The sequence below is a fragment of the Actinopolymorpha pittospori genome, assembly GCF_014873875.1.
Lineage (GTDB): Bacteria > Actinomycetota > Actinomycetes > Propionibacteriales > Actinopolymorphaceae > Actinopolymorpha > Actinopolymorpha pittospori.
This window is the reverse complement of sequence record NZ_JADBEM010000001.1, coordinates 3,146,202-3,172,204: the sequence shown is the minus strand read 5'-3', so window position 1 is coordinate 3,172,204 and position 26,003 is coordinate 3,146,202. Positions and strand designations below refer to the sequence as shown.

Here is a 26,003-nt window from a genome sequence, read left to right as displayed (position 1 = left end):
GAGCCGCAGCCGATCCTCGACTCGCCGCCGGAGCACGCGGTGAGTGACTAACTGGGTGACAATCGCGCGGCATCCGACCGGACCACACCGCACAACCACGTACCAAATGCACGCTGCGACGAGCGTGAGGAGCCAGGTCCCGACCCCGCGGGGCATGCTTCGGGACGAAGAGGTCGTGGGTTCAAATCCCGCCACCCCGACGGAGGTCAGAGGCCCTGCCGGAGAGATCCGGCAGGGCCTCTGATCGTTTTGGGGGCCAACCACGGAGCCTATGGTCGTCGGTTGGGGCTGCTGAGCCGCGCCGTGCTGGATCAAGGCGCCGCTGACGCGGCGCACCGCCCGACCGCCCTGCAGGCAGCGCTCGTTGGTGAACCCTATGGAGGCACGCCGAAGGTCCGCGCCTTCTGGTTCTGGCGTGGTACGGCCCGCGGCGCGTGCCGCTGGACGGCCAGCGTCAGTATTGCCGGCCGCGCTGGACCGAGGGCGGTTGACTGGCGTTAGGGACTTGCCCCGATGTGAGTGTCGAGGGCCTTCAACGAGCTGCCGGCGTCGTCCTCGATACCGGTGGGCTACGGCGTCGTTGGAGGTGTGGCCTCAGATGCAGGTTGGTTGGGACTGGGCGAGATCGACGCACAGTGTGGCGGTCACCGATGAGCGGGGGGAGCTGGTGGCGAGCTGGCGGCTGGCACATGGTGAGGAGGAACTCGCGGCGACGTTGCAGCGGTTGGCGGGGCTGTGCCCGCCGGCAGAGCTGCCGGTGGGGATCGAAGCCCGTACAGGGCTGATCGTGGAGCGGCTTCTTGCCGCCGGTCACCCGGTGGTGGCCGTGCACCCGAACGCCTTCCACGCGGCCCGGCCGCGGTGGGGTGCCTCCGGAGCCAAGAGTGATGCGGGGGATGCGATCAAGCTGGCGGAGTTTGCTCGTACCGAGCTCGAAGCTGAGCACGCGACCGTCCGGCGGTTGGTGCCGACAACGGCCGCCGCCGCTGGTGGCCAGGCAGACCATGGTGACCGGGTCGAGCGGCGCGCGGTAGGTCCGCGCAGGCTGGTTCGCGCGCCGCGATCCCAGACGTACGGTCTCGATCTGGGTGACACGGTGCTCGGTGAGCGGCGACATCAGCATCTCCCGAAGCTCACGCGCCGGTCGCGAAACGTGGCCGCAGTGATTCCGTTCGTAATTCCATCGCCGGAGATACCGGGCGTTTCACAATTCTTCGGACGGAACATTTCGTGCTATTTCCCTTGTCTCACCAGGGTGGTGAATTCGCTTTCCGAGCGGGTATCGAACCGGCCCACGCCGGATGAAGGGCCCGATGGAGGCCAACGCAGGAAGAGGTGTCACCATACGGGCTTAGCCGCGCCGGCGGTGAAATCCATGCGGAGAGTCGGGCGGCCGGAAAAGGCCAACACCGCGACACCACCGGAGCAATGCGTCGGCGCGGAATCGACCAGGAAGCAGAACAAGGAAGTGGTCGGTCATCGTGCGCGGACGCAATTACCTGATCGCCCTGGCGACTCTCGCCACAATCGTCGCCGGATGTACGTCGGTCGGCACGGACAGCACCCGCAAGACCTCCGCCGGTGGTCCCGCGACACGCCGGACCGCCACCGCGACGCCGTCTCCCACCTCGGCCGCCGCCACGCCGAGTCGCACGACGACCGCGCCGTCCCCGACCGTGGGGACGTCCAGGCCGACTCCGGCGAAGCGGCACCAACTGGCCACGGCAACCGCAGCCAAGCCGGCCAAGCCCGTCATGCGGCTCAGGCCGGACAAGGTCTTGGTGATCGTGGAGGAGAACGAGGAGTACGACGCGGTGCTGAACGGCGGCAACGCGCCGTTCCTCGCCAAGCTGGCCCGTACCTACGGCACCGCCACCAACTACGAGGCGGGCTATTCCACCGGCTGCCGCTCCCTGCCCGGCTACCTGCTGCTGACCAGCGGCTCCACCCACGGGATCTGTGACGACGACGACGCCTACGCCCACCAGATCGACGGGCCGAGCATCTTCTCCCAGGTGCAAGCGTCCGGGCGGCAATGGCGGGTGTACGCGGAGTCGATGCCGCAAGCATGCGCGAAGGGCAACTCCGGCACGTACGTGCCACGGCACGCCCCCGCTCCGTACTACACCGCGGTTGCCAACCGGTGCGCCGACTGGGACGTGCCGCTGGGCACCACCGACGCAGGTTCGTTGCGGCACGACATCGACCACGGCCTGCCCACGTACTCGTTCGTCGCACCGAACCTGTGCAACGACATGCACGGCGCATCCGGCTGCGATAGCGGCCGTATCGGTGCCGGTGACGACTGGCTGGCCCGCTGGATGCCACGCATCCTCGCCGGTCCCGACTACCGAGCCGGCCGCCTCGCCGTCGTGGTGACCTGGGACGAGGGATCGCAGTCGACCAACCACATCCCGACCATCGTCATCTCTCCGCACACCAAGCAGGTGTCCAGCAGCCGCGCGTTCACCCACTGTTCGCTGCTGCGGACCACGGAGGAGATTCTCGGTGTGTCAAGGCTGGGTTGCGCGGCGAACGTCCAGTCCATGCGGGCGACCTTCGGCCTGTGAGTGCACGAACTTCGACGACAGCGACACCAGCGGGTCGGCCCTGGTTCGGGCCGACACGCTCCCTGATGTACTGCTCGATTCGACTGCTCCTGGCGTTCGGCCCTCCCGAGGACCGTGCGAGGTGTTCGGAGTTGTGACTAGACACCGATCGACCACACCGGGCCCCAGTTGACCGCGTAGAGGTAGCCGTCCGGAGGGATGGTGCCGATCCGCTGCCCTGACTGGCCGTAGAGGTAGCTCACCGCGCCGCCGGTCTCGTTGTTGTAGGCCAGGCCGGCCCCGGACCAGTACGACAGGTAGACCCTGTCGCAGTTGTAGAAGTCGTGCCAGTCCCACGTGCCGCGCACCTTGGCGTCCGATGCGGCCGGGAGTTCGATCCCACGTCGCCATGCACCGTCACCTCATCGACTGCGTGCCCGCCACCTTCTGGACGGTCATCGACGGTGCCGACTGGCTCGCTCGCACCGCCACCTGCTGCCCGTCGCCTGTGTGTGGGAGGCGCGGGGCCGTCCTCGGGCTTATCAATCGGCCAGGGAAGTCAGGGAGCCGCGGCTTGGGGGTCGCAACGGCGATGAGTTTCGCTACGGTGTCCAGTCTGTCTTCTCATGCACCCGACTCCCGACTCTCGACTCTCGAGGAGAGCGTCATGACCGCTACGCACAGGAGGCAAGCGTGAGGCTTCTTCTCACTTCCGGCGGCGTCACGAACCCGAGCATCCACGAGGCGCTCGTCGACCTGCTGGGCAAACCGATCGCCGACTGCACCGCCCTCTGCATCCCGACCGCGCAGTGGGGCCACCCGATGTGCGGGCCGGCATCGGTACGCGGCTTCGTTTCCGGCGAGCCCCCGTGGCTCATGTCCAGCCTGGGCTGGAAGTCGGTGGGCGTGTTGGAGCTCACCGCGCTGCCCAGCATCGGTGAGCAGCGCTGGGTCCCCTGGGTCCGGGAGGCCGACGTCCTGCTGGTGGACGGAGGCGACGCGACCTACCTGTGCCACTGGCTGCGGCAGTCCGGGCTGGCGGACCTCCTGCCGTCGCTGCCCGAGACGGTCTGGGTGGGGGTGAGCGCCGGCAGCATGGTGATGACTCCCCGAATCGGTGCCGATTTCGTGGAGTGGCCGTCCGCGCCGGACGACAGGACGCTGGGGGTCGTCGACTTCTCGATCTTCCCGCACCTGGACGTCTTCCCGCAGAACACCATGGCCGACGCGGAGAGATGGGCCACCGACATCGGAGGTCCGGCGTACGCCCTCGACGACCAGACGGCCATCGTGGTCACCGACGACACCGTCAAGGTCGTCTCCGAGGGGCAGTGGAAGCTGTTCGGCTCATAGCCGAGGCCACGAGCGATCGGCGTGGGGAAGCGCCCGCAGGTAATTTCTGCCGGCAGCTGTCGGATCCGGGGCGAGGCGTTCGTAGCAGGGGTGAGAGGTGGCCCGGAAGAGGCCGCCGGGACAAGGAGTCATGAGATGGCGCGGTACCTGATCTCGTTCAACAACGGTGCGATGGACATCCCCGAGGAAGACCTCCCCGAGGTGAGCAGAGCCGCCCACGCGGTGGTCCAGGAGACCAAGGACGCCGGCGTGTTCGTCTTCACCGGCGGGCTACCCCTCGACCCGGAGTACGACGTCGTCGCCACCGACGGGACGATCACCGACGGCCCCTACCCGGAGAGCAAGGAGTTCATCGGCGGCATGATGGTCCTCGACGTCCCCACCCGGGAGGCGGCCCTGGAGTGGGCCGCGAAGATCGCGGTCTCCTGCCGCTGCGCGCAGGACGTCCGCGAGTTCCTGCCCGACCCGGCCGTCGAATGAGATCACGATGGGGCCGTGCGTGCTGTCCGTGCACGGCCCCGCCACGTACGGTGAGGCGCCGAGCTGTGCCAGAGGTGACCCGAAGCTGTGCCGGGGCTCCAGCGAGTCCACGTCGTCGGGGTCGCTTAGTTGATGCCGAACAGGTCGCGCGTGTAGATCTTGTGACGCAGGTGGCGGATTTCGTCGGTGATGCGGTTGGCGATGATGAGGTCAGCGGCCTCCACGAACTCCGCGAAGTCTCGAGTCACCGGTGTGTCGTGGTAGTTCTCGGCGTCGAGCGCTGGCTCATAGATGAGGACATCGGCGCCCTTGGCGTGGAGTCTCTCGATGACACCTTGAATGCTACTGGCTCGGAAGTTGTCTGAGTCGGCCTTCATGATGAGGCGATAGACACCCACCCGATTCGGGCTGCGGCTGAGAATGTCGTCGGCGATGAAGTCCATTCGCGTCGAATTGGAGTCGACGATGGCCTGCATCAAATTCTGTGGCACGTCCGCGTAGTTGGCGAGAAGTTGCTTGGTGTCCTTGGGCAGACAGTATCCGCCGTATCCGAACGATGGGTTGTTGTGATAGTCGCCGATGCGCGGATCCAGGCCGACACCACCGATTATCTGGCGGGTGTCCAGGCCGTGCGTCGCAGCGAAGGAGTCGAGTTCGTTGAAGTAGGCGACTCGCATGGCGAGGTAGGTGTTGGCGAAGAGCTTGATCGCCTCGGCCTCTGTGCTACCGGTGAGCAGGAGTGGGGGATCCTCGTCGACGGCGGCATCGCGGAGTAGTTCGGCGAAGACCTTCGCACGGTCGCTGACCTCGCCGACGATGATCCGGGACGGGTGAAGGTTGTCGAACAGCGCCTTTCCCTCACGGAGGAACTCCGGGGAGAAGATGATGTTGCGAGTCCCCTTGGCCTCGCGAATTCGGTCGGTGAAGCCGACCGGGACCGTCGACTTGATGATCACGACGGCCTCGGGCTCGACCCGCAGGACGTCGTCGATCACGCTCTCGACCGTGTCGGTGTTGAAGTAGTTCGTGTCGGGGTCGTAGTCCGTCGGCGTCGCGATGATGATGAAGTCAGCGCCGACGTAGGCGTCGTACCTGTCGAGGGTGAACCGAAGGTCCAGCTCCCTGGTCGTCAGATACTCGACGATCTCGGGGTCTCCGATTGGGCTTCGTCGATCGTTGAGCATGGCCACTCGCTCAGCGTCGATGTCGAGTCCCACGACTTCGTTTCGCTGCGCCAACAGCACCGACAACGACAGTCCCACGTACCCCGTGCCGACGACTGCGATCTTCATGGGGCGACGGTCCTTACTGGAGGGGACGAGTAGCCAGAACACCGTATCGGTTGCCCGCGCCGCTTCGTTGGCTCTCTGGGGCCAGGTGACGCAGAGTCAAGGGCGCAGGATCAGGGGCGACGCCCCCGCACCGCCACCAGGACGGGCAGGGTGAACATCGCCTCGGGGTCGGCAAGCCGATCGCAGTACCGCTCGATCTCCTCCGCCGTGGCCAGGCCGGCCTCGACGAGTTGGTCCCTCGTCTGCTCGATGTTGGCCCGGTACAGCCGGGCACCCGGCGACCCACCACGCGCGAAGGTGACCCGTCCGACGGCCTCGATCTGGACGAGACCGGCCTCGGCGAACAGCCGGGGCAGCGCCCGCCCGTAGGACTGGTCGACACCACGGAGTTCGAGCAACCTGACGAACGCACCCGTCACGTCGTCCAGCACCCGCTCACCGGCGTCCCGTCGTTCGGTGCTCACCGGGGCCATCCGCAGGTCGAACTCCTCCATCGTGAACCAGCCGCCGGGCCGCAACGCGGCGACCAACTGCTTCAGGGCCGTGGCCCGCTCCGGCAGATGGACGAGGACGAGCCGGGCGTGAACGAGGTCGAAGGCGGACTCCGGCAGCGGGTCGTGCACGACGTCGTGGCGGCGTACCTCGATCACCGGTGACTGCGCCGCGTCCACGTGGCGAGGGTCGAGGTCGGTGGCCAGGACGTACCCCTGCGGACCCACGCGCTCGCCCAACCAGCGCGCGACAGACCCACCACCCGCACCCACCTCGAGGCAGCGCCATCCCGGACCCACCCCGGTGCCGTCGAGGTTGGCGAACGTCGCCTCGTCGTACAGCTCCTCCAGCGCGGTGAAGCGTCGTTCGGCCTGCGGTGCCGCGTTCTCCAACACATAGTCGGACCGCGGTTCGGTGAAGTCGGTGCGGTTCACAGGCACACTCCCGGGCGCGCGGCGGAGCCGCCGAGCAGATGGACGTCGAACCGAGAGGGTAGATCACCCATCAGGCCGCGAAGACGGAGCGACGTGGCCCGATCGGGAAGGCCGAGTGAACGGATCGTGCCGAGCGTCCGGTACGGCGGACTACCGTCGTGGTCGTGAGTACTCCAATGCGAGAGTCGCGGGACGGAGGTAGCCCGATGAAGGTGCTGGTGACCGGCGGGACCAGCGGGCTGGGACTGGCCATGGCCTCCGCCCTGGCGGCGGCAGGGGCGACGGTCGCGCTGACCGGCCGATCCGGCGCGCACGCGGGTTCGGTCGCCGCCGAACTGCCGGGGGCCGTCGGCATCGAACTGGACGTGCGGGACGAGGCCTCGGTGGCCAGGGCGGTCGACGAGGCGTGGTCACGGCTCGGCGGTGTCGACATGCCGGTGAACAACGCCGGGATCGGCATGCGGACGGTGAACCCGCGCTTCATGACGCATCCGCAGAGCTTCTGGGACGTGCCGGTCGACGGCTTCCGTGCGGTGATCGAGACCAATCTCACCGGCTACTTCCTGGTGGCGCGCGCGGTCACGCCGCGGATGCTGGCCGCCGGTGGCGGCCGCATCGTCAACATCTCGGTGAACGAGTCGACCATGCACCGAGCCGGGTTCGTCCCCTACGGGCCGTCCCGTGCCGGCAGCGAGGCGCTGTCCCGGGTCATGGCCGCCGACCTGCGGGACACGAGCGTCACTGTCAACATGCTCTTGCCCGGTGGCGCGACCGTTACGGGGATGATTCCCCCCGGCGTCGCACCCGAGGACTGGAACTTCCTGGAGCCCGCGGTGATGGGCCCGCCCATCGTCTGGCTGGCCTCCGACGACGCGGCCGGCGTCCACGACGAGCGCATCGTCGCCGTCGACTTCGAGCGCTGGCTGCACGAGAGGAACGCCGGACGCTGAGACGGGGGCTGACGGGCGGACGGCGACAGGCGACGCGCTCCTTGGGTGTCTCCCGACTCCCCTAGCTCGGGAGGTCCTTCACCATGAAGATCGCGGGTTCGTCCACGACGTGCTTGGTTCCGGCAGCGTCGAGGTAGCTCCAGACGCCGCGGTACCGCAGTTTCGCGAGATAGCCAAGCCGCTCGTAGAGGCGTCCCGCGTCAGGATTGTCCACGTCGACGCTGATCCCGATCCATCGCAGGCCGCGCTGCCGGACTCGGTCTTCCGCTGCTCCAATGAGTGCCGTGCCGATCCCCCGCCCGCGCAGTTCGGGCCGGACGCTCAACCCGTAGATCTCCGGACAGTCGGGAAAGGCCGCGCGAACCTCCGCGTCTGTGCACCCCTGCCATTGCACTGCACCGTGGCCGGCCAACACGTCGTCGTGCCAGGCCACCAGATAGGTCTCCGCACCGGCCAGCTGCCGCTCGAGCCTGCGCGCATGCTCGCGATTCACAGGACTCGGCGAAATCTGTTCCAAGGGTTCCAGATCATCGGCTGTGCACTCCCGGATCAGCATTTCTGCAACGTACAGACCGGGGCTCGACGACCGCGAGCGAGATAGGACCTCGACGGTTCTCTCAACACCCCCTGACGACGAGCCCAGCTCTGGCGATCGGCAGCGTCGCCGCCAGGTAGTAGTCCTCGGCGGCACGCCAGCATGGCGGTGCGCGGACCAGGCCACTCAGGTACGCCAGCGGGCGATCAGTCTGTCGGCGAAGTCGGGGAGGTCGGACGCGACGATGTTCGGCTGCGGCAGGCCGTGGACCGGCAAGGGAGCGTTCCCGGGTCGGGTGAGCAGGCCGGCCGACAGGCCGGCGCTCTGCGCGCCGATGGTGTCCCAGACGTGCGCGGCGACCATGAGGCACGTCGACGGAGGAACGTCCAACTCGCGGGCAGCCAGGTGATAGGTGAGCGCTGCCGGTTTGAACGTACGAATGGTGTCGACGCTGAACTGCCGTTCGAAGTAACCCGCGAGCCCGGCGTGCTCGAGCGGGGTCCGGCCACCGGCCACGGGAGGCGAGTTGGTCAGGGTCACCATGCGGAAGCCGGCATCCCGCAACCGCCGCAGGCCCTCTTCGACGTCGGGGTGGGCGGGCATGGTGCGCATCCCGTGCTCGAGGTCGTCGAGGTCGGAGGGCGTGACCTTCACTCCGTGGATGTCGCCGAGCATCGAGAACACTCCGCGCCCCAGTGCGAAGTAGTCCTCGTAGCAACCGCACAGCGTGACGGTCATGGAGTACATGACCACCTGGCCGAACCACTCCCGCAGGACTCGCGTGTCGGCGAAGACCCGCTCGAAGAGCGGACTCATCGCCTCGACATCGATCAGCGTCTCGTTCACGTCGAAGATCAGGACCGTCGGCTCGACGCCGATCCAGCCGTCACGGACATGCACAGCATGCGAGTTGTCCGACATGGTGCCCCTCTCCGGTCCGCCCTTCCACCGCACCGTAGGCACCGACATGCACCCAGCACACGGGACGGCGGGCCCGTCGCGGTCGGGACGTACGGCGTACGCCCGACAGGCATGACGTACGGGGCTCGGGCCCGCCTGTCGTGGGCCCGCGAGTGGCGGGCGGGTCAGGAGGCGGACAGCTGGAAGTCCCAGATGACGGCGACGGGGACGCCCCGGTAGGCGGCGTTGGTGGCGTCGACGCACCAAGAGTGAAGGGCCCAGATGTTGGGCGGCGTACCGGGTACCGGGGTGTAGGCGTCGGTCGCGTCGACGAGCGGGTAGGGGCGCCGCGGCTCCTCGCACCGGCGGACCTGCAGCCCGAGCGGGAGCGCGACCCGCAGGTAGTCACTGGTGTGACGGCTCCAGGTGGGCAGGTATCCGAAACCACCGTCGATGGTCTTGATCAACGGCAGCCCGAGATCGCCGAGCAGGCCTCGGGAGTCGGAGATCACCAGGTGACCGCCGGGACGCAGGACGCGGGCGAACTCGGCCAGCACCGGCTCGAGGTCGGGTACGTGGGTGAGTGCCAGGGCACAGACCACCAGGTCCACGTGGTCGTCCGGCAGCGGGAGGTCGAGCAGGTCGGCGAGTACGAAGGTGCCCTCGGGGATCTTGGCCCGGGCCTTGGCCAGCATCTCCGGCGAACTGTCGACGCCGATCACCTCGTGCCCCGACGAGGCGAGGTACGACGCGTGCCGGCCGGTGCCGCAGGCGGCGTAGAGGGCCCTGCCAGGCGCCAACCCGTCGAGGATCTCCCGGACGACCGGCTGCTCCAACTCGATGAGCTGGTTGGCCGCCTCGTCGTAGAACTGCGCCCACTCCCGGTAGCCGTCCACGGTGGTGATGGGGGCGAGGGTGGCTCCCTCACCGAGTTCCGGCCTGGCGTCCAGCAGCGCTTGGATCTCCGTCAGGCGGGCCTCGACGAACTCGCGGTCGTAGTCCCCGGCGAAGGCGCGGAGCATGGCTATCCCCTGCAGGCCCAACAGGTATCCCAGCGGGTGCTGACTGATCACGCCCGGGACAGTAGGGAACGCGGCGCGGAAGGGTCAACGGGATATCGGCGCGCCGCGCTCAGGTCAGGGCCAGGCGCGCCGCGACCCGTACGGCGTCCAGGGTCGAGGGCACGGTGTGGACGCGAACGCACCACACTCCGGCGGACACGGCGAGTGCGGAGACCGCGGCCGTCGCGGCGTCTCGGTCACCGGTGGGCCGTGGCTCACCGCCTGCGCGGTCGGCGAGCAGAAGCCCCAGGAAGGACTTGCGGGACGCGCCCACCAGGATCGGATGGCCGAGCGCGGCAAGGTGGCTGAGTGCGCCGAGCAGCGCCCAGTTGTGCTCCGCCGTCTTCGCGTAGCCGAGCCCGGGGTCGATGACCAGCCGGTCGGCGTCGATCCCGGCCGCCAACGCGGCCGCGATCCGATCACTCAGCTCGGCCCGTACCTCCGCCACGACGTCGCGGTAGGTGGCGCGCGCCTGCATGTCGACCGAGTGCCCACGCCAGTGCATGCAGACGTACGGCACTCCGGCGCAGGCGACGAAGGGCAGCATCGCCGGGTCGGCGAGTCCGCCGGAGACGTCGTTGACCATGCACGCCCCCGCCTCGACCGCGGCGCGAGCCACCTCCGCGCGCATCGTGTCGACACAGACGAGGGCTCCGTCGGCGGCCAGGGCCCGGACCACAGGGAGCACCCGGCGCTTCTCCTCCTCCGCGCTCGTCCTGGCCACGCCGGGTCGGGTGGACTCACCACCCACCTCGACGAGATCCGCCCCCTGCAAGAGAAGGGCCTCGCCATGAGCGATCGCGGCGCCGGGGTCCAGCCACAGTCCGCCGTCGGAGAAGGAGTCGGGCGTGACGTTGACGATGCCCATGACGAGCGGGCGGGAGGGCGTCGGGAGGCCCGGAACGTACCGCGCCGGTCGACCGGCCATCGCCCACCACCCGCGGTCGCGAACCCGTTACTGGACGAACGAGTCTAGGCCAACCACCCCTCACCCTCGCCGCGACGGTGAGGGCTTTGGACACCCTGGCCCCGGGCGGCTCGGCTCCAGATGCTAGAAGCGACTGGTACAGGACCCGCGATCATCACGGGGCGTCCGCCACGTCGCGGGTCCCGCAGCAGGAGGAACCACCATGACCGACCGACCCGAGACCCTCTACGAAGCAGTCGGCGGCCTCGACGCACTGCGTCGACTGAGCAACACCTTCTACGACGGCGTGCTGGTGGACCCGCTCCTCGCCCCGGTCTTCGCGAACTTCACCCGTACGCACGTCGAGCGCGTCGCCGTCTGGCTCGCCGAGGTCTTCGGTGGGCCGGCGGGGTTCACCTCAGACCTCGGTGGACACCAGGCTCTGCTGCGCGTCCACCTCGGGTTGTCGATCACCGAGGAGCACCGGGTCCGTTGGATGGAGCTGATGGCCGCCGCCGTCGAGAAGGAGCTCCCAGACGACGAGGAGCTGCGCAAGCGCGTCCTCGAGTACTTCGACTGGGGCACCCAGATCGCCCGCGACGTCTCGACCCAGCCGGTCGACACGGACCTCGGGGAGCCGGGGCCAACGCCGCGCTGGGGCTGGGACGGGCTCGCGTGAACGACACCAAACGTGTCGAGGCGTTCAGCGACGGCGTCTTCGCCATCGCCATCACGCTGTTGATCCTGGAGATCCCGGTTCCGGAGGGTTCCGGGCACCGACTGACCCAGGCGCTGCTCGAGCAGTGGCCGTCGTACGTCGCCTACGTCGTCAGCTTCCTGGTGATCGGCGTGATGTGGGTCAACCACGACGCACTGTTCGGACTCATCGCGAAGGTCGACCGTACGTTGGTCTTCCTCAACCTCCTGCTGCTCATGGTGGTCGCCGCGCTGCCGTGGCCGACGGCACTTCTGGCCGAGCACCTCCGCAACACCGGGGACGCGAAGGTCGCGGGCGTGATCTACAGCGGCGTCATGGTGATCCACGCGCTGCTCTACGGATGCGTCTGGTCCTACGTCGTCCACCGGGGTCACCTGCTCCGCCCGACCGTGGACGCCGAGGCCGCCCGTTCTACGCGGGTCCGGTTCAATCTCGGTTCGCTGGGATATCCGGTGACCGTCGTGCTGGCCCTGTTCGCGCCGTGGGCGATGCTCGCCCTGCACGGCCTGCTGGCTGTCTACTACGCGTTCAACCAGCTGTCGGTCCCGGAGCGACGCGAGCCCGAGGAGGCACCGGCGACCGTGGCGTAGTCCCGAGCCGGTGGACCCGGGTCCGACGCGGTTGACGTAGCCTCGACTCACACGACTGGCGCGGGTGGGTCCACCACCGGGGAGTGAAAGTCGGGGCATCGACCGCCTGGGTGCCCTCATCGAGGAGATGAGGAGCAGCCATGACGCACGATCATGTGTCCCGCAGGGGACGCCACCGAATCCTGCATCTGTCCGACACCCACCTCACAGCCCCTGGCATCGACGAGGACGGCGTCGACGCCACCGCGGCCTTGGACCGGATGCTGTACGACGCGCGGTTCGTACCTGGGATCGACCTGGTGGTCGTGAGCGGCGACATCGCGGACGACGGTTCGGCGGAGGGGTGCACCGGCGTCCGGGAGCGGGTCGGCCGGTTCGCGGCCGAGCGCGGTATCCCGCACGTCTACTGCACCGGCAACCATGACACGCGATCGGCCTTCGGATCTGTGTTCGGCACCGGCCATCTGGGCCCGGACGGCGGCGACCTCGGCCTTCGGATCACCGACGCGGGTGAGGAGCACGCGGCGCTCAGCTACGTCGCCGGCCTGCGGATCATCACGCTGGACAGCCTCGTTCCAGGATCCGTGCACGGCCAGGTCAGCACCGCCCAATTGGCGTGGCTCCGCGCGATCCTGTCCGAGCCGGCGGACGCCGGATCGATCGTCGTTCTCCACCACCCACCGATCGCACTCGAGTCCTCGCCGCTGATGAAGTCCGTCGGGCTGCGGAACGCGGACGACCTCGGCGCCACCCTCGTCGGCACCGACGTACGGGCCGTGCTCTGCGGTCACTTCCACCTCCAGCTGGCCGGCTCGCTGCGCGGTGTTCCGGTGTGGGTCACGCCCGGTGTGGTCACCAGGATCGATCTGACCGCTCCGCCGTGGCTCGAGCGAGCGGTCAAGGGCGCCGGGGCCACCGTGGTCGATCTGAACGGGTCGGACGCGCCGATGTTCCACACCCTGCAGGCGCGCGACCCCATGGCCGGCACACAGGTCTACCTCGTCGACGCGATGTCGGGTGCGGACGTCGAGCAGGAAACGGCTCGGTAGGAGGGGCTCAGCGGGAGGACGTGGCGCCGGAAGAATCTCTTGGTGCCGCGGACTCCCGACGGGGTAAGGTCCAGCCACAGCCAGCCACAGCGATCGAAAGGCACCGATGTCTCAGGGCATCACGGGGCGGGTGGGACTACCCGGCCGCCCGGGCACGCGCTGACACGGCAGAGAACGACGTGTCGTCGCGTGCTCAGACTCCCAGCACCGCGACTCCACCGGCGTCTCCGTGATCACGGGGACCTCCGACCGGTGGTTACTGGCTGACCCGACAGCGTTCGCGCGCTGCCTTTCGCCCTCCAGACACGCGACTCCGCCGCGTCCAGAAATCCAGCTCCCGCCATGGATCGAGGCAGTCGGCGCAAGCCGACGCCCGCACGTTTCTGGAGATGACGGCGCATGCCTTCCACACACACCCCTCTCATCGACGTACCGGCGGACCTGGTCGCGTCCCACCAGAAGTTCTTTGGTGAGCCTGGCCGCCCCTGGATCGAGGCCCTGCCACAGCTGGCAGCGCGCCTCCTGGACCACTGGCAACTACGCCTTGACGGACGACCGGCCTGCGGGGCGGTCGCGCTCGTCGTTCCCGTCCTGCGGGCGGACGACACCCCGGCGGCTCTCAAGCTTCAGCCGGTCGACCACGAGACCCGTGGCGAGCCGATCGCACTTCACACGTGGGCCGGGCACGGTGCCGTACGCCTGCTGAAGCACGATCCGGACTCGGGTTCGATGCTCCTGGAGCGCCTGGACGTGCGGTCCCTGCAGACCATGGAGGACGACATGGCCGCGCTCTCGATCATCGCCGAACTCCTCACCCGGCTCAATGCCGTCCCCGCTCCGCCAGGGGTGTCCCGGCTGGCCGACGTCGTGGAGGGCTGGCTCGACGAGGTGCCACACGTGCTCACCCTGGCGTCCGGGCCCCAGCGTCGACTGATCGAGGACTGCGCGCGAGCGGTGCGCGAACTCGTACCGGAAAGCGGCGACCGACTCCTGCACCGGGATCTGCATTTCTACAACACCCTGGCGTCCCTGCCCTCCCAGCAACGTGAACCCTGGCTGGCCATCGACCCCAAACCGCTCGTTGGCGACCCCGGGTTCGAACTCCTTCCCGCCCTGCACAACAGGTGGTACGACATCGTGGCGACCGGCGACGTCCCGCGCGCCGTCCGTCGACGCTTCGACCTGATGACCGACACACTCGGCCTGGACCGACGGCGGGCGACGGGGTGGACGCTCGGCCGCATCCTGCAGAGCGTTCTGTGGGACGCGAAGAACTCCGACACCACGGTGCATACCCCTGCCGACACTGCCATCGCGCACATCCTGCTCGGCCGCGAATGAGGGGCAAGCAGCGCGTGAAGTGACAGCCCCGGCCGCCTCACCACCCGCGGGGCAGAGTACGGCGGGTGGTGAGGCGCGAGCAGCAGGGAAGTCTCCGGGGCTCTCCTCACGTGAGCATGCGGATGCCCTGGGTGAGCGCGGTTAGGGTTGCGGCGTGTCGACCGACCAACCCACCAACCCGTCGCACCGTGAGCCCGGCAGTGGGGTCTTCGCGGCCCTCGTCTTCGACTTCGACGGCCTGTTGATGGACACCGAGACGACGATGGTGGAGAGCTGGCGGACCGAGTGGGCCTTCCACGGCCTGCAACTCGATCTTGACGACGGGTTCTGGCCCGGGCACGGCGGGGACGTCACCGAGCATCGCTACGACCGGCTCGCCGCGCTGGTCGGTGCGTCGTTCGACCGCGTCGCGAGCCACGCGCGTCGTGCCGCACACCGCGAACGCCTGCACCAGAGCATGGACCTCTGTCCAGGGATCCGGGACTGGTTGCGCCAGGCACCGGCTCTGGGCCTGCGGTCGGCGGTCGGCGGTCGCGAGCAGTTCGGCGTCTGACTGGGTGCGAGGACACCTGTCCCGCGTCAGTGCCCTGGGCATGTTCGAGGTCCTCGCCACCGGCGACGAGGTGGGTGCCCACAAGCCCGATCCGGAGGTCTACCTCCTGGCGCTGGACCGCCTCGGCGTCACTCCCGCGGCGGCGATCGCCGTGGAGGACACGCCTCACGGCGTCGCGGCCGCGAGGAGCGCCGGGATGGCGACCGTCGCGATCCCCAACGCCTACATGGACGCCGCGATGTTCGGTGCGGCGGACGTCGTCCTCACCAGCGCGGCCGACCTCCGACTCCCCGACCTGCTGGCCCGCCTCACGACGCGCTGAGGATCTCGGGCGCGCAGGAGCTCGGCATGGATGTGGCGCGTGCGGCTGATGGAACGCAGAGGACGCGGCAACGTCAGTCGGCTCGGCGGGCAACCAGGCGGGTGAAGCCGAGGAGTCGCTGGTCGGCGTCGGCCCGCAACAGTCCGCCATGCTCCTCCTCGCCAGTCCACGCGCGTTGGACGACCGTCTCCCAGCGCAGCCAGTGGTCCCAGCCCTCCGGCACCAGGTCCGCGACGTCCACCTCGACGAGACCGGTCTTCTCCCAGTGGCGGCGCCACCACGAGGGTGAATGCCAGCAGCACATGTCCCAGTCCCAGTACGGGGCGAGGTGCGGCGGCGGGAACACGTCCGGTTCCGCACCCAACGCGGGAACGACGATTCCGATCTGCCCACCAGGCTTGACGAAACGGGACAGGTAGCCGAGATACAGATCGTCGGTTCCGAAGTACTGGTAGGCGTCGAAGCTCACAGCCGCGTCGAAGAATCCCTCCGCGAAGGGCAGCGTGTGTGCCTCCGCGTGGATCGGATGGACGCGCCCCGCGAGACCGGCCTCCTGGACGCGCTGCCAGTTGTCGTTCGCCGAGACCCACAGATCGACCGCCCAGACCTCGACCCCGAACTCGCGGGCGAGGAAGACCGACGTCAGGCCCCGGCCGCAGCCCAGGTCGAGCACCCGGGACCCGGCCTCCAACGGCAGCACCTCTCCCAACGACTCGGCGAGCCACAGCGCGTTGGGGCCCATCTGGTTCGTCATCACCCACGTCGCGTCGTAGGTCGCGGCCCGCGGGAAGGCTTCGACCACCAACTGGCGGCGGAGTTCCTCGATGTCCGTCGGCATGGCACAGGACCGTCCCACGCACCGCGGGCGTGGGCAACGGGTTTTGCCGGAGTTCCGCAGACCGCCGGGCACGCATCCGGGCGCGGGACCTGCGACTCGCGGCTCCCCTCAGTCCGGCGCCGACCAGGACCAGGCGGGCGGCTCCCAGAGTTCACCCTCCACGATCTCCTGCTGGCGTTCGGTGGCGTGGATGTCCATGTGGAGACGAATGATCGTGCCGTCCGGACGCGGGTTGATCTGCACCAGGTCGCAGATCTCGTTGACGAGGAAGAGACCACGGCCGTGTACGGCGTCGAAGGAGCGGATCGGTCGCCGTCCGACGAGCACGTCGCTCAGGTGACCTTCGTCGCGGACCTCACAGACGAGGGTGTCGTCCTGCGTCCAGAGCCGCACGATGCCCGGGCCGCCGGTGTGGACCAGCGCGTTGGTCGCGACCTCGTTCACGGCTGTCTCGAAGTCCTCGCGACGCCCGTGCGGCAACCCGGCCAGGGCCGCCCGCGCCGCGACGATCGCGCGCAGGAGGAACAGGTCCGGACGCCCCGAAACCCGGAACGGCACGGACTGCTCCGCCGGCTCCGGGAACGGCTCGAGGCAGCCGGTGGCCACCGTCGTGGGGTCGGCGTAACCCCGGTTGGCCCACGGCTCGCGCCCCTCGGCGCGGACGACGGGATGGGTACGCAGGGCGTTCCCGACGTCGACGGTCTCCAGCCCCGCGACGTCGTACGGGCAGAGGATCGTCGCGTTCGCACCGGCGTGCGCGACGTTGAGGAGCGCCTCGGTCTGGACGGCTGTGCGCTTCGCCGCCTCCGAACGGCCCGGCCACAGCGACTCACACACGACGCGGACGTGTTCGTCGTGATGCTTGGTGAAAAAGGGGTCCAGCAGTGCCGGGATGAGCCGGGTCGGGTTCCGGACGGCTTCGCAGGCGTCGATGAACGTCACCTGCGGCGCGTCCGCGCGGAGCCGGGCGCGCAACGGCCCGACGGTCGCCGACGGACCCACGACGAGGACCGGATCACCCGCCCAGGCTCCTTCGACGACGAACGGCACGACGGCGTCCAGATAGGCGGACATGTCGGGATAGAAGACGGCAGCGTGGACAAGACCGGCTGATCTGGTCGCTTCGTTCGCGTGCGCATCCGAGTCCATCGGGCCACTCCAGCGCTCGTCCTCCACTTACCACGTAAACACGCGGACGAGGGGCGCGCCAACCGCCGGCCGGCCCCTCCTGCGGTGGTCCTCGGCAACGACTGGCCGATGTCGGGCGTCACCACGACCACATCCGGCCGCACGAGCCGTCGCGGTGCGTTCACAGTTCGAAACTGCTTCCCCCGAACCGGGTACGCGGGGCCCAACCGGCCCTGCCGCACAGCAGTCGACGAACCGGAGACGATGAGCATGCTGGATCGGCGGACCTTTCTGTACAGCGCAGGCTTCGCGGCAGGCGCCCTCGCACTCGGCGCGTGCTCGAGCGCCGACCCGGCACCACCCTCGCGAAACAGCACTCCCACCGCCCGCGCCGGCAAGGGATCCGAGCCCAAACCGCTGACACCTCCCGCGAAGCTCACCGAAGCTCCGGCGCTCGCGGCGCAGGTCGAGGCGGGCACACTTCCGGCACTGGGAAAGCGCATACCTGCGAACCCGTACGTCGTACCGCACCGTTGGCTCGAGCCCGCCAAGTACGGCGGGGGCCTGACCATCCTCGCGCCCGCCACGAACGACCTGCAGATCCGCGAGTACATGTACGGGCACTCCCTGCTCCGCTTCCTCAACGACGCCCTGGACATCGGACCCGGCCTGGTCGAGAGCTGGGAGTCCAACGAGGACACCTCCCAGTGGACGCTGCACTTCCGGCAGGGCCTGCACTGGTCCGACGGCAAACCCTGGACCACCGCGGACATCATGTTCTGGTGGGAGGACATGGTCCTCAACGAGGAACACACCGAGGTCCCGCCGGACGAGACGCGCTCGGCCAAGGGAACCGTCATGAAGCTCACCGCTCCCGACGACGTCACCCTCGTCATGAGCTTCGACGCACCGTCCCCGCTGACCCCCATGCGGCTGGCCGGCTACGTCAACCGCGGCAACGGCGCCACCTGGATGGAACCCAAGCACTACCTGAGCAGGTACCACCCCCGCTACAACAAGAGTGTCCCGAAGGACTGGGCCACCGCCGACGGTGAGTTCGATCGCCGACGCGACTACTCGCAGGTGGTCGGCTGCCCGACCATGACCGGCTGGCGCCTGAAGAGCTACAGCGAGGGCCGGCAGGCGGTGTGGGAACGCAACCCGTACTACTGGGTGGTGGACAAGGAAGGTCGCCAGCTCCCCAACATCGACACCCTGACCATCCGCGCGAACGAGGACGTCGAGGTCGGAAAGCTGCAGATCCAGGAGGGCAAGGTCAGCTACGTCCACGGCCCGTTCGCCGGCCTGAACCTCGGCGACGTCTCCGGGCTGAAGAAGACGCAGGACCGGAGCGGGATGGACGTCGTCTTGTGGGACAGCGGGACCGGCACGGGGTCGATGTTCTTCTTCAACTACGACCACCAGGATCCGAAGATGCGCGCGCTGATCCGGATGCCGAAGTTCCGGCAGGCGCTCTCGCACGCGTTCCACCGCGCCGACGCGCGCAAGCAGATCTACTTCAACACCGGCGAACTGACGACCGGGACGATGAGCCCGAAGGCCTCGGAGTACCAGGCCGACGAACAGGGCAAGGAGATCTACCGGCAGTGGCGTGACTCCTACGTGAAGTACGACCCGGCTCTGGCGAAGAAGATCCTGGACGAGATCGGAGTCGTCGACAAGAACGGCGACGGCGTACGGGAGCTGCCCGACGGCAGCCCGCTGTCGATCCGGCTGGACTACCCCGCGGACACCGGCGTCGAGCACCAGCAGAAGAACAACATGCTGAAGCGCGACTGGGAGGCGATCGGGCTGACGGTGAAGCTGAACCCGATGCCACCCGACGGCTACGGCGACCAGTGGAACGCCGGTCGACTCACGGCGCAGTGCGCGTGGGAGGTCAGCAGCGGACCCGACCACCTGGCGCAGGCAGCGTGGATGCTCCCACTCGAGCCGAGTCGCTGGGCGCCGCTGGAGGGTCAGTTCTACAACCTGCGTGGAACGCCACAGGAGAAGGAGGAGCTGGACGTCGATCCGTTCAAGCGGACGCCACCCCGGATGGAACCCGAGCCCGACGGCCCGATCGCGGCGCTGTGGAAGTTGTACGACCAGAGCAAGCTGGAGCCGGACCAGGTCAAGCGTCGCCAGTTGGCGTTCGAGATGGTGAAGATCCACATCGAACAGGGGCCTTTCTTCATGGGGACGGTCGCGAACACCCCGGTGGTCATGCTGGCGCACAAGGACCTGGGCAACGTGCCCCGTCGGGAGAACCTCGCCCAGGGTGGGTTCGTCAACCCCTGGCAGCATCCGACGCCCGCGGTCTACGACCCGGAGACCTACTTCTGGCGCAACCCGGACCAACACACCTGACGACAACGCCACCAGGGCGGATGCGCGGCGCCGCCGGCGTGGATGCGGGGCGCCGCGATCAGGACGGGTCGGTCACCTGTCCGACGAAGAGGGGTGTTCGGGTCGGCCGGTGCACGATCGCGAACGCGAACGCCCGGTCGGCCCGGACGACCAGCTTCGGCGGCGACGGCGCAGACACCAGGCCGACCCCGACACCCGTCACGGCGGCCGCCTCCGTACCGAACTCGTCCACGGTGATGGTGGCCCGGTGGATCGCCTGGCCGACGTAGAGATGCTCCGCGATGCCCGACAGGTCGGCCGCGGCCGTGAAGGGAACGGTCATGCCCATCTGCTGGAGCACGGCTTTGAGGTCGATGTTCGTGGCGAAGTCCCAACGGGGCATGACGATCCGCAGCCGTTCGTCGCGCCCACCGGTCAGGGCCGCGTCGACGGTGGCGGGCGCGAGCAGGTCGCCCGGCGTTGCTCGCGTGGCGTCCGTCGTCGGGACCAGCACCCACATGGCGAGCTCGTCGCCGGTGTAGGGAAGCTCGACGGCCTGCCAGCCGTCCCCGGTGGCGTAGCGGTGCTGGCCCTCGCGCGCCATCAACTGCGCCTTGACAGTGCTGCCGTCGGTCCGGGTGAACGGTCCCTCGGCGGTGGCGGCGTGTTCGAAGGGGCTGCGCCAGTCGGCCCGAAGGTAGATGGCGTTGGCGAGAACGAGCACGATGTCCGGGGCCAACCTGTCGAACAGCTTGCTGATCCGGTCGGCGGTCTGTTGGCGCACCCACGCGTTGATGACGGAGACGGCGTCCGGTGCGTGCAGGTCGAGGGTCTGGACGCCCGCTCCGTACTGCTCGGCGAGCACCCGGAGGTAGGCGTCGCGAATCTCGAAGTCCTGCTGGGCGAAGACGCCGTTCGCGATCGAGACGATCGGTGGTTTCGGCGGCTCGCCGGCATCGCGACTGCCACTGTCCTTCGGCGGTGCCTCCGCCACCGTGCCGATCGAGCGGGTGAGGGCGTTCAGCGCGGCGTGCGGTCCGCCACTCGGAAAGCGCAGCGCCTGGTCGATCTGGGTGGCGGTCATACCTCGGGCACCGGCCCGCAGCATGCCGAAGGCGAACGCGATGCTGGCCGGCGACGCCACGAAGTTCTGCTTCGGCGTACCAGCGACGCCAAGCAGGGCGTGCCCGAACGCCGTCATGCCCGCGACCGTCGGGCCGACCGGTGTGTCCGCGGGCGGAACGCGTCGCTCGACCCCTTGGGCGGCAACCAGTTTCAGGTCGCCACGTTCAGGCTCGGACTCGCGGCCACACGCGGCGAGGAAGGGGAGCGCGAGGCCGCCGAGCAGGAGAGCACGGCGGGGAACGCCACGGATGTCCTGGGAATGCCGCCGCCAGGGTTGCCGCGAAGGGTCTCGAAGCGCGGTGTCATCGCTGAACCTCCCGTTCCGTTACTACGACGGACGCCCGACGCGCTCGCATCGGTTGCCCGAGGTCGGGTGAACGAGCGGCAGGAGGTCCCGATCAGGCCTTCCGTACTCCCACGATCCACGAAAGAATCTCCGACGGCGAAGGGAGGGCCTTTTGACGCCCGCCGGCATCTACGTGGGAACCGACGACGGCCTCTACGTCCTGGGCGCGGACAAACGCCAGGAGCTACCCGGGCGACGCCTGCGCGTGCTGGCCGGGCACGGCAACGCCATCTGGGCGATCGTCGGCGAGGCGGAGATCTTCACCGCCGGCTCGGCGCCGATCTGGCGGCACGTGACGCGCCTGCGCGACGTGCGCGCCACCGCGCTGTATCCCACCCCGGACGGCGTCCTCATCGGCACCACTGACGCCCAGGTGTACCGACTCGTCGACGGCCTCCCCCGCCAACTCGAGTCGTTCCAGTCGGTCGCCGGACGCGAGACGTGGCACACCCCGTGGGGCGACCCCGCCTCGGTGCGCTCGATCAGCGCCGATGACGACATGACGTACGTCAACGTCCATGTCGGTGGCATCGTCCGCACCACCGACCATGGCGTCAGCTGGGAACCCACCATCGACATCGAGGCCGACGTCCACCAGGTTCTCGCGCTCCCGGGCGACCGGCCGGTCCTGGCCGCCACCGCTCGCGGGCTCGCGACGAGCTGGGACCACGGGACGAGTTGGTCCGACCGCACTCTCGGCCTGACCGGCACCTACTCCCGGGCGCTCGCGGTCTGCGGCGACACCGTCCTGCTCAGCGCCTCCTACGGACCAGACGGCAGAGACGCCGCCGTCTACCGCGGTGAAGTCGAAGGCGTGCGGCTCGAACGCTGCCGCCGTGGTCTGCCCGCGTCCCTCTCCGACAACGTCGACACGCACTGCCTGTCCGGTGACGGCGCCACCGCGGCGTTCGGCACGTCGGACGGATCGGTCTTCGTCTCCCAGGACGCCGGCCGGACGTGGGAGCAGATCGCGGAGGGGCTACCACCGGTTCGGTGCGTCTTCGTCCGGGAATGACCGGGCTGTCCCACGCAGGCGTGCCCTTGGGCCCGTCGATTCGGGCGTTCCGGTGGACCGTCGTTCCCGGCGCCCGGCCCGACACTGCTGACATGAGCGCCTTCATCGACCGGCTCCTGCGGCTGTGGGACGAGCCGATCATCGACTGGGCCGCGGCCGAGACCGCGTTTCGGTCCGTCTACGCCGACCCGGTGACGGTGAACGACGTCAAGATGCCGGTGTCCGACCTCATCCGCCGGGCCGTCGCGCTCCAGGAGACCTACGAGGGGCGTACGACGGAGGTCGTGGAATGCATGGAGACGCCCGGACGGATCGCGCTCGCCATCCGGATACGCGGACGGCACGTGGGTGCCCTCGCCACACCGCTCGGGCCGGTCACGCCCACCGGACGCATGGTGGAGATCCGCGTCATCGATCTCCTCACGCTGTCCGGCGGGCTGGTCACCTCGATGTGGACCGCCTCCGACGAACTCGGACTTCTGCGACAGCTCGACGCGATCGCCCTGGCCTCACCCGGACCGGCGTGAGCCCCGGAGGGTCCTGGCCAGGGTCCTAGAGTTCGTCCCAGTCGAGGACGGGGCCTGCGAGGTCGCGGATCGAGGCGAGCAGGCCGAGCCGGGCCGCGCGTACGGCCGGATCCTCCGCCATCACCAGGACCGCGTCGAAGAACGCGTTGATCGGTCCGACCAGCGCACCCGCCGCGTCCGTGAACTCCGCGAGGGCGTAGTCGCCGCTGAGCGCCTCACGAACCTTGCCCAGCTCCTGGTGCAGGCCCAACTCCTCCGGCTCGGTGAGCGCGGCCGGGTCGTAGTGGCCCGCGACGTCCGCCGGCACGATCCGGCGTACCCGCTGCAGCGCGGTCACCACGTCGGCGAACGCCGGGTCGGAGGTACGCCGGGCCAGCTCGCGCAACGCCTCGTCGGCCCGCGCGGGGGTTCCGGCCAGCAGCAGGACCGCCTGGACGTGGGTGTACTCGTTGCCCGTGTCGAGCAACTGCTGCTCGTAGCGGCGTACGACGAACTCCCGTGCCTCGGCCAGCGCCTGCTCCGGCACCTCGACGCCCTGCGCCCGGATCCGCTCGGCGGCCGCCGCGAGACCGGCCTCGACGGTGACCGGAGCGAGGTCGGGACGGTCACGCAGCACGCTCACCACACCGAGAGCCGCCCGCCGCAGCGCGAACGGGTCGGAGCTACCGGTGGGGTTGGCGCCGACCGCGAAGAGGCCGGCCAGCAGGTCGAGCCGGTCGGCCAGCGCGAGCAGGGCGCCCGGCTTGGTCTCCGGCAGCGGACCGCCCGCGGTACGGGGCAGCTCCATGTCGTACAGCGCCTGCGCCACGGCCTCGGTCTCACCGCCCCGGCGGGCGTACTCGCGGGCCATGGTGCCGGCCAGCGAGGTCAGCTCCACCACCATCTGGGAGGCCAGGTCGAACTTGGTGAGCTCGCCCGCCCGGGTCAGGGTGGCCGTCTCGTCGGGGTCGAGGGAGACCCGGCGCCCCAGCTCCGTCGCCACGTGGGCGATGCGGTCGGCGCGTTCGGCCATCGAGCCGAGCCGGTTCTCGAACGCGAGCTTCGCGAGACCGGCCCGGTGCTGCTCCGGCGAGACCTCGAGGTCGGCGCGCCAGAAGAACGCCGCGTCCTCGTACCTCGCCCGCAGCACCGCTTCGTTCCCGGCCCGGACCAGCTCGTGGTCGCAGGCGCCGTCGGCGACCGCGACGAAGTGCGGCAGCAGGGTGCCCTCGGCATCGCGCACCGGAAGGTAACGCTGGTGCTTGCGCATCACGGTGGTGAGGATCTGGGCGGGCAGGTCGAGGTAGTCGGCGGAGAAGGAGCCCCGGATCGAGACGGGGTACTCGACCAGGTTGACGATCTCCTCGAGCAGGGCCGCCTCGCCCTCGAAGTCGACGCGGCCGCCGACCTCCGCCGCGAGGGCGCTCGCCTGGGCGACGATGCGCTCCCGGCGTTCGGCCGGACTCGCCATGATCTCGTGCGCGCGCAGGAGGTCGAGGTAGCCGTCGGCGCTGTCGACGGTGACGACCGGCTCCTCCGCCGTACGCCGGACGCGGGTGGTCCGGCCGGAGGCCAGCGCCGAGACCGCGACGGGAACGGCGACGTCGCCGAGCAGCGCGAGCAGCCAGCGGATCGGCCGGGTGAAGGAGAGCTGCGGGTCGTTCCACCGCATGTTCTTGTCGGCCCGGAGCTCGGCGACGATCGAGCCGAGCACCTCACTGAGCACCTGGGAGGCGGAACGTCCGACGTCGGTGCGCACCGCGGCGACGTACTCCACGCCGCCCTGCTCGACCCGGGTCAGGGTTGCCGGGTCGACGCCCTGGCCGCGGGCGAACCCCTGCGCCGCCTTGGTCGGGTTGCCGTCCGCGTCGAAGGCCGCGCTGACCCGCGGGCCGCGCACGGTGCGCTCGGCGTCCGGCTCGTTCGGGGCGACCGTCTCGATGGTCGCGACGACGCGCCGTGGTGTGGCGTAGGTGCGGACCTCGCCGTGGGTGAGGCGCGTGTCGGCGAGCTTGCCGACCAGCGCCTCCCGGACCGCCTCCGCCGTCCGGCGTACCTCCGCGTGGGGAAGCTCCTCCGTGCCGAGCTCGAAGAGCAGGGTGGCCGGCTCGGTGATCTCCGGGTACGTCGAGGGCGTGGCCGCGGCGGGCGCGGGCTCGACCTGGCCGAGGGGGTAGCCGAGCTCCTCGCGGCGTTCGGACCACAGCCCGGTGACCTGGCGGGCCAGGGCACGCATCCGGCCGAAGGCGTTCGCCCGCTCCGTGGTGCTGATCGCGCCACGCGAGTCCAGGACGTTGAAGACGTGGGAGCACTTCAGGACGAAGCTGTGCGCGGGTACCGGCAGCCGTTCGGCGATGCAGCGCTTCGCCTCGGCCTCGTAGTCTTCGAAGAGTCGCCAGTTGGTCGCGACGTCGGCGTCGTCGAGGTAGTACCGGCTCATTTCGTACTCGGCCTGGCCGAATGCCTCGCCGTAGGAGATCCCGGGCGCGTAGGCGATGTTCTTGAAGTGGTCGACGCGCTGCAGGGCCATCATGATGCGTTCGATGCCGTAGGTGATCTCCACCGACACCGGGTCGAGGTTCTTCCCGCCGGCCTGCTGGAAGTAGGTGAACTGCGTGATCTCCAGCCCGTCCAGCCAGACCTCCCAGCCGAGGCCCCACGCGCCGAGCGCCGGTGACGCCCAGTTGTCCTCGACGAACCGGATGTCGTGGGCGTCGATGTCGATGCCCAGCGCGCGCAGGCTGCCGAGGTAGATCTCCTGCGGGTCGCCCGGGTCCGGCTTGAGGATCACCTGGAACTGTGTGTGGGTCTGCAGGCGGTTGGGGTTTTCGCCGTACCTCGCGTCGTCGGGGCGGACGCTGGGCTCGACGTAGGCCACCCGCCACGGCTCAGGACCCAGCACCCGCAGGATGGTCGCCGGGTTGTAGGTACCGGCGCCGACCTCGGTGTTGAACGGCTGCACGATCATCGCGCCGCGCTCGGTCCAGTACGTCGTCAGTGCGAGGAGCGCTTCCTGCATCGTCACCACGGTTGCCACGCGGACAACCCTAGTGTCGAGCGCCAACCGGCCCCGTAGCGGCTTGGGCTGAGGGGACCCCGTCCGCTCCGTCGCACGGCGTGCACGGCATGTGAGACTCGACCCGGCCGGCCGCCACGCATAGATTCCCCTC

General features: G+C 69.2%; 24 protein-coding genes, 1 pseudogene and 1 riboswitch. Of the genes and pseudogenes, 14 read left to right on the top strand and 11 right to left on the bottom strand.

The window, feature by feature from the left end; all coding sequences use genetic code 11:
• Positions 1 to 376: 376 nt before the first annotated feature.
• A pseudogene (locus HEB94_RS54585) lies at positions 377 to 919 on the top strand (IS110 family transposase); the annotation flags it as partial.
• Positions 920 to 1,481: 562 nt separating this feature from the next.
• Positions 1,482 to 2,570 (top strand): alkaline phosphatase family protein, encoded by a 1,089-nt coding sequence (locus HEB94_RS50600; RefSeq protein ID WP_337917692.1) that lies wholly within the window; start codon positions 1,482 to 1,484, stop codon positions 2,568 to 2,570.
• A gap of 137 nt (positions 2,571 to 2,707) precedes the next feature.
• On the opposite strand, the gene HEB94_RS15095 is transcribed toward HEB94_RS50600, so the two are convergent.
• Entirely contained in the window at positions 2,708 to 2,917 is a 210-nt protein-coding gene (locus HEB94_RS15095; protein ID WP_192750477.1) for a hypothetical protein, read from the bottom strand.
• 325 nt (positions 2,918 to 3,242) lie between these two features.
• On the opposite strand from HEB94_RS15095, the gene HEB94_RS15090 reads away from it, so the two are divergent.
• Positions 3,243 to 3,902, top strand: coding sequence for a Type 1 glutamine amidotransferase-like domain-containing protein (locus HEB94_RS15090; protein ID WP_192750476.1), 660 nt, complete (start codon positions 3,243 to 3,245; stop codon positions 3,900 to 3,902).
• A 135-nt stretch (positions 3,903 to 4,037) separates the two neighbouring features.
• Positions 4,038 to 4,382 (top strand): YciI family protein, encoded by a 345-nt coding sequence (locus HEB94_RS15085; protein WP_192750475.1) that lies wholly within the window; start codon positions 4,038 to 4,040, stop codon positions 4,380 to 4,382.
• A 125-nt stretch (positions 4,383 to 4,507) separates the two neighbouring features.
• On the opposite strand, the gene HEB94_RS15080 is transcribed toward HEB94_RS15085, so the two are convergent.
• Positions 4,508 to 5,674, bottom strand: a complete 1,167-nt coding sequence (locus HEB94_RS15080) for a nucleotide sugar dehydrogenase (protein WP_192750474.1) — start codon at positions 5,672 to 5,674, stop codon at positions 4,508 to 4,510.
• Between the two features lie 110 nt (positions 5,675 to 5,784).
• Positions 5,785 to 6,600 (bottom strand): methyltransferase domain-containing protein, encoded by an 816-nt coding sequence (locus HEB94_RS15075; RefSeq protein ID WP_192750473.1) that lies wholly within the window; start codon positions 6,598 to 6,600, stop codon positions 5,785 to 5,787.
• 164 nt (positions 6,601 to 6,764) lie between these two features.
• Between HEB94_RS15075 and HEB94_RS15070 the strand changes: the two genes are divergently transcribed.
• The gene (locus HEB94_RS15070) at positions 6,765 to 7,550 is read left to right on the top strand and encodes an SDR family NAD(P)-dependent oxidoreductase (protein WP_202896357.1); all 786 of its coding nucleotides are present in this window, start codon (positions 6,765 to 6,767) and stop codon (positions 7,548 to 7,550) included.
• Between the two features lie 61 nt (positions 7,551 to 7,611).
• Here the strand turns inward: HEB94_RS15070 and HEB94_RS15065 are convergent, their stop codons facing one another.
• The 4 genes from HEB94_RS15065 to folP all read right to left on the bottom strand — a co-directional run bounded on the left by HEB94_RS15065 (position 7,612) and on the right by folP (position 10,974).
• Entirely contained in the window at positions 7,612 to 8,043 is a 432-nt protein-coding gene (locus HEB94_RS15065; protein ID WP_337917691.1) for a GNAT family N-acetyltransferase, read from the bottom strand.
• Positions 8,044 to 8,271: 228 nt separating this feature from the next.
• On the bottom strand, positions 8,272 to 9,006 hold the full coding sequence (locus HEB94_RS15060; RefSeq protein ID WP_192750471.1) for a haloacid dehalogenase type II: 735 nt from the start codon (positions 9,004 to 9,006) through the stop codon (positions 8,272 to 8,274).
• Positions 9,007 to 9,170: 164 nt separating this feature from the next.
• Positions 9,171 to 10,058 (bottom strand): methyltransferase domain-containing protein, encoded by an 888-nt coding sequence (locus HEB94_RS15055; protein WP_192750470.1) that lies wholly within the window; start codon positions 10,056 to 10,058, stop codon positions 9,171 to 9,173.
• A 58-nt stretch (positions 10,059 to 10,116) separates the two neighbouring features.
• Positions 10,117 to 10,974 carry a dihydropteroate synthase gene (gene folP / locus HEB94_RS15050; RefSeq protein ID WP_238361533.1) on the bottom strand — a complete coding sequence of 286 codons (858 nt, stop codon included), beginning with the start codon at positions 10,972 to 10,974 and terminating at the stop codon, positions 10,117 to 10,119.
• Between the two features lie 202 nt (positions 10,975 to 11,176).
• Between folP and HEB94_RS15045 the strand changes: the two genes are divergently transcribed.
• The 6 genes from HEB94_RS15045 to HEB94_RS53525 all read left to right on the top strand — a co-directional run bounded on the left by HEB94_RS15045 (position 11,177) and on the right by HEB94_RS53525 (position 15,526).
• On the top strand, positions 11,177 to 11,632 hold the full coding sequence (locus HEB94_RS15045) for a group II truncated hemoglobin (RefSeq protein WP_192750469.1): 456 nt from the start codon (positions 11,177 to 11,179) through the stop codon (positions 11,630 to 11,632).
• Positions 11,629 to 12,261 (top strand): TMEM175 family protein, encoded by a 633-nt coding sequence (locus HEB94_RS15040; RefSeq protein ID WP_192750468.1) that lies wholly within the window; start codon positions 11,629 to 11,631, stop codon positions 12,259 to 12,261. Before HEB94_RS15045 ends, HEB94_RS15040 begins: the two co-directional genes overlap by 4 nt.
• 41 nt (positions 12,262 to 12,302) lie before the next feature.
• A riboswitch (ZMP/ZTP riboswitch) is annotated at positions 12,303 to 12,380 on the top strand.
• Positions 12,381 to 12,401: 21 nt separating this feature from the next.
• Positions 12,402 to 13,310 carry a metallophosphoesterase family protein gene (locus tag HEB94_RS15035; RefSeq protein WP_192750467.1) on the top strand — a complete coding sequence of 303 codons (909 nt, stop codon included), beginning with the start codon at positions 12,402 to 12,404 and terminating at the stop codon, positions 13,308 to 13,310.
• A 399-nt stretch (positions 13,311 to 13,709) separates the two neighbouring features.
• On the top strand, positions 13,710 to 14,651 hold the full coding sequence (locus HEB94_RS15030; protein WP_192750466.1) for an aminoglycoside phosphotransferase family protein: 942 nt from the start codon (positions 13,710 to 13,712) through the stop codon (positions 14,649 to 14,651).
• 154 nt (positions 14,652 to 14,805) lie between these two features.
• Positions 14,806 to 15,204, top strand: a complete 399-nt coding sequence (locus HEB94_RS53530) for an HAD family hydrolase (protein ID WP_337917689.1) — start codon at positions 14,806 to 14,808, stop codon at positions 15,202 to 15,204.
• Positions 15,205 to 15,208: 4 nt separating this feature from the next.
• On the top strand, positions 15,209 to 15,526 hold the full coding sequence (locus HEB94_RS53525) for an HAD family hydrolase (protein WP_337917688.1): 318 nt from the start codon (positions 15,209 to 15,211) through the stop codon (positions 15,524 to 15,526).
• A 73-nt stretch (positions 15,527 to 15,599) separates the two neighbouring features.
• Here HEB94_RS53525 and HEB94_RS15020 read toward each other — a convergent pair whose 3' ends face one another.
• Both HEB94_RS15020 and HEB94_RS15015 read right to left on the bottom strand, forming a co-directional pair.
• Positions 15,600 to 16,364: an SAM-dependent methyltransferase gene (locus HEB94_RS15020; protein ID WP_192750465.1), complete on the bottom strand. Its 765-nt coding sequence runs from the start codon at positions 16,362 to 16,364 to the stop codon at positions 15,600 to 15,602.
• Positions 16,365 to 16,472: 108 nt separating this feature from the next.
• On the bottom strand, positions 16,473 to 17,513 hold the full coding sequence (locus HEB94_RS15015) for an anti-sigma factor RsbA family regulatory protein (RefSeq protein WP_192750464.1): 1,041 nt from the start codon (positions 17,511 to 17,513) through the stop codon (positions 16,473 to 16,475).
• Between the two features lie 243 nt (positions 17,514 to 17,756).
• Between HEB94_RS15015 and HEB94_RS15010 the strand changes: the two genes are divergently transcribed.
• Positions 17,757 to 19,862, top strand: coding sequence for an ABC transporter substrate-binding protein (locus tag HEB94_RS15010; protein WP_192750463.1), 2,106 nt, complete (start codon positions 17,757 to 17,759; stop codon positions 19,860 to 19,862).
• Positions 19,863 to 19,920: 58 nt separating this feature from the next.
• Here HEB94_RS15010 and HEB94_RS15005 read toward each other — a convergent pair whose 3' ends face one another.
• Entirely contained in the window at positions 19,921 to 21,042 is a 1,122-nt protein-coding gene (locus HEB94_RS15005; RefSeq protein ID WP_192750462.1) for a serpin family protein, read from the bottom strand.
• Between the two features lie 382 nt (positions 21,043 to 21,424).
• Here HEB94_RS15005 and HEB94_RS15000 point away from each other — a divergent pair, with 382 nt between their 5' ends.
• Complete coding sequence (locus tag HEB94_RS15000) at positions 21,425 to 22,327, top strand: WD40/YVTN/BNR-like repeat-containing protein (RefSeq protein WP_192750461.1); 903 nt, start codon at positions 21,425 to 21,427, stop codon at positions 22,325 to 22,327.
• 92 nt (positions 22,328 to 22,419) lie between these two features.
• Positions 22,420 to 22,854, top strand: coding sequence for an ester cyclase (locus tag HEB94_RS14995; RefSeq protein WP_192750460.1), 435 nt, complete (start codon positions 22,420 to 22,422; stop codon positions 22,852 to 22,854).
• 25 nt (positions 22,855 to 22,879) lie between these two features.
• On the opposite strand, the gene HEB94_RS14990 is transcribed toward HEB94_RS14995, so the two are convergent.
• Positions 22,880 to 25,870, bottom strand: coding sequence for a glycine--tRNA ligase (locus HEB94_RS14990; protein WP_337917687.1), 2,991 nt, complete (start codon positions 25,868 to 25,870; stop codon positions 22,880 to 22,882).
• Positions 25,871 to 26,003 lie beyond the last annotated feature (133 nt).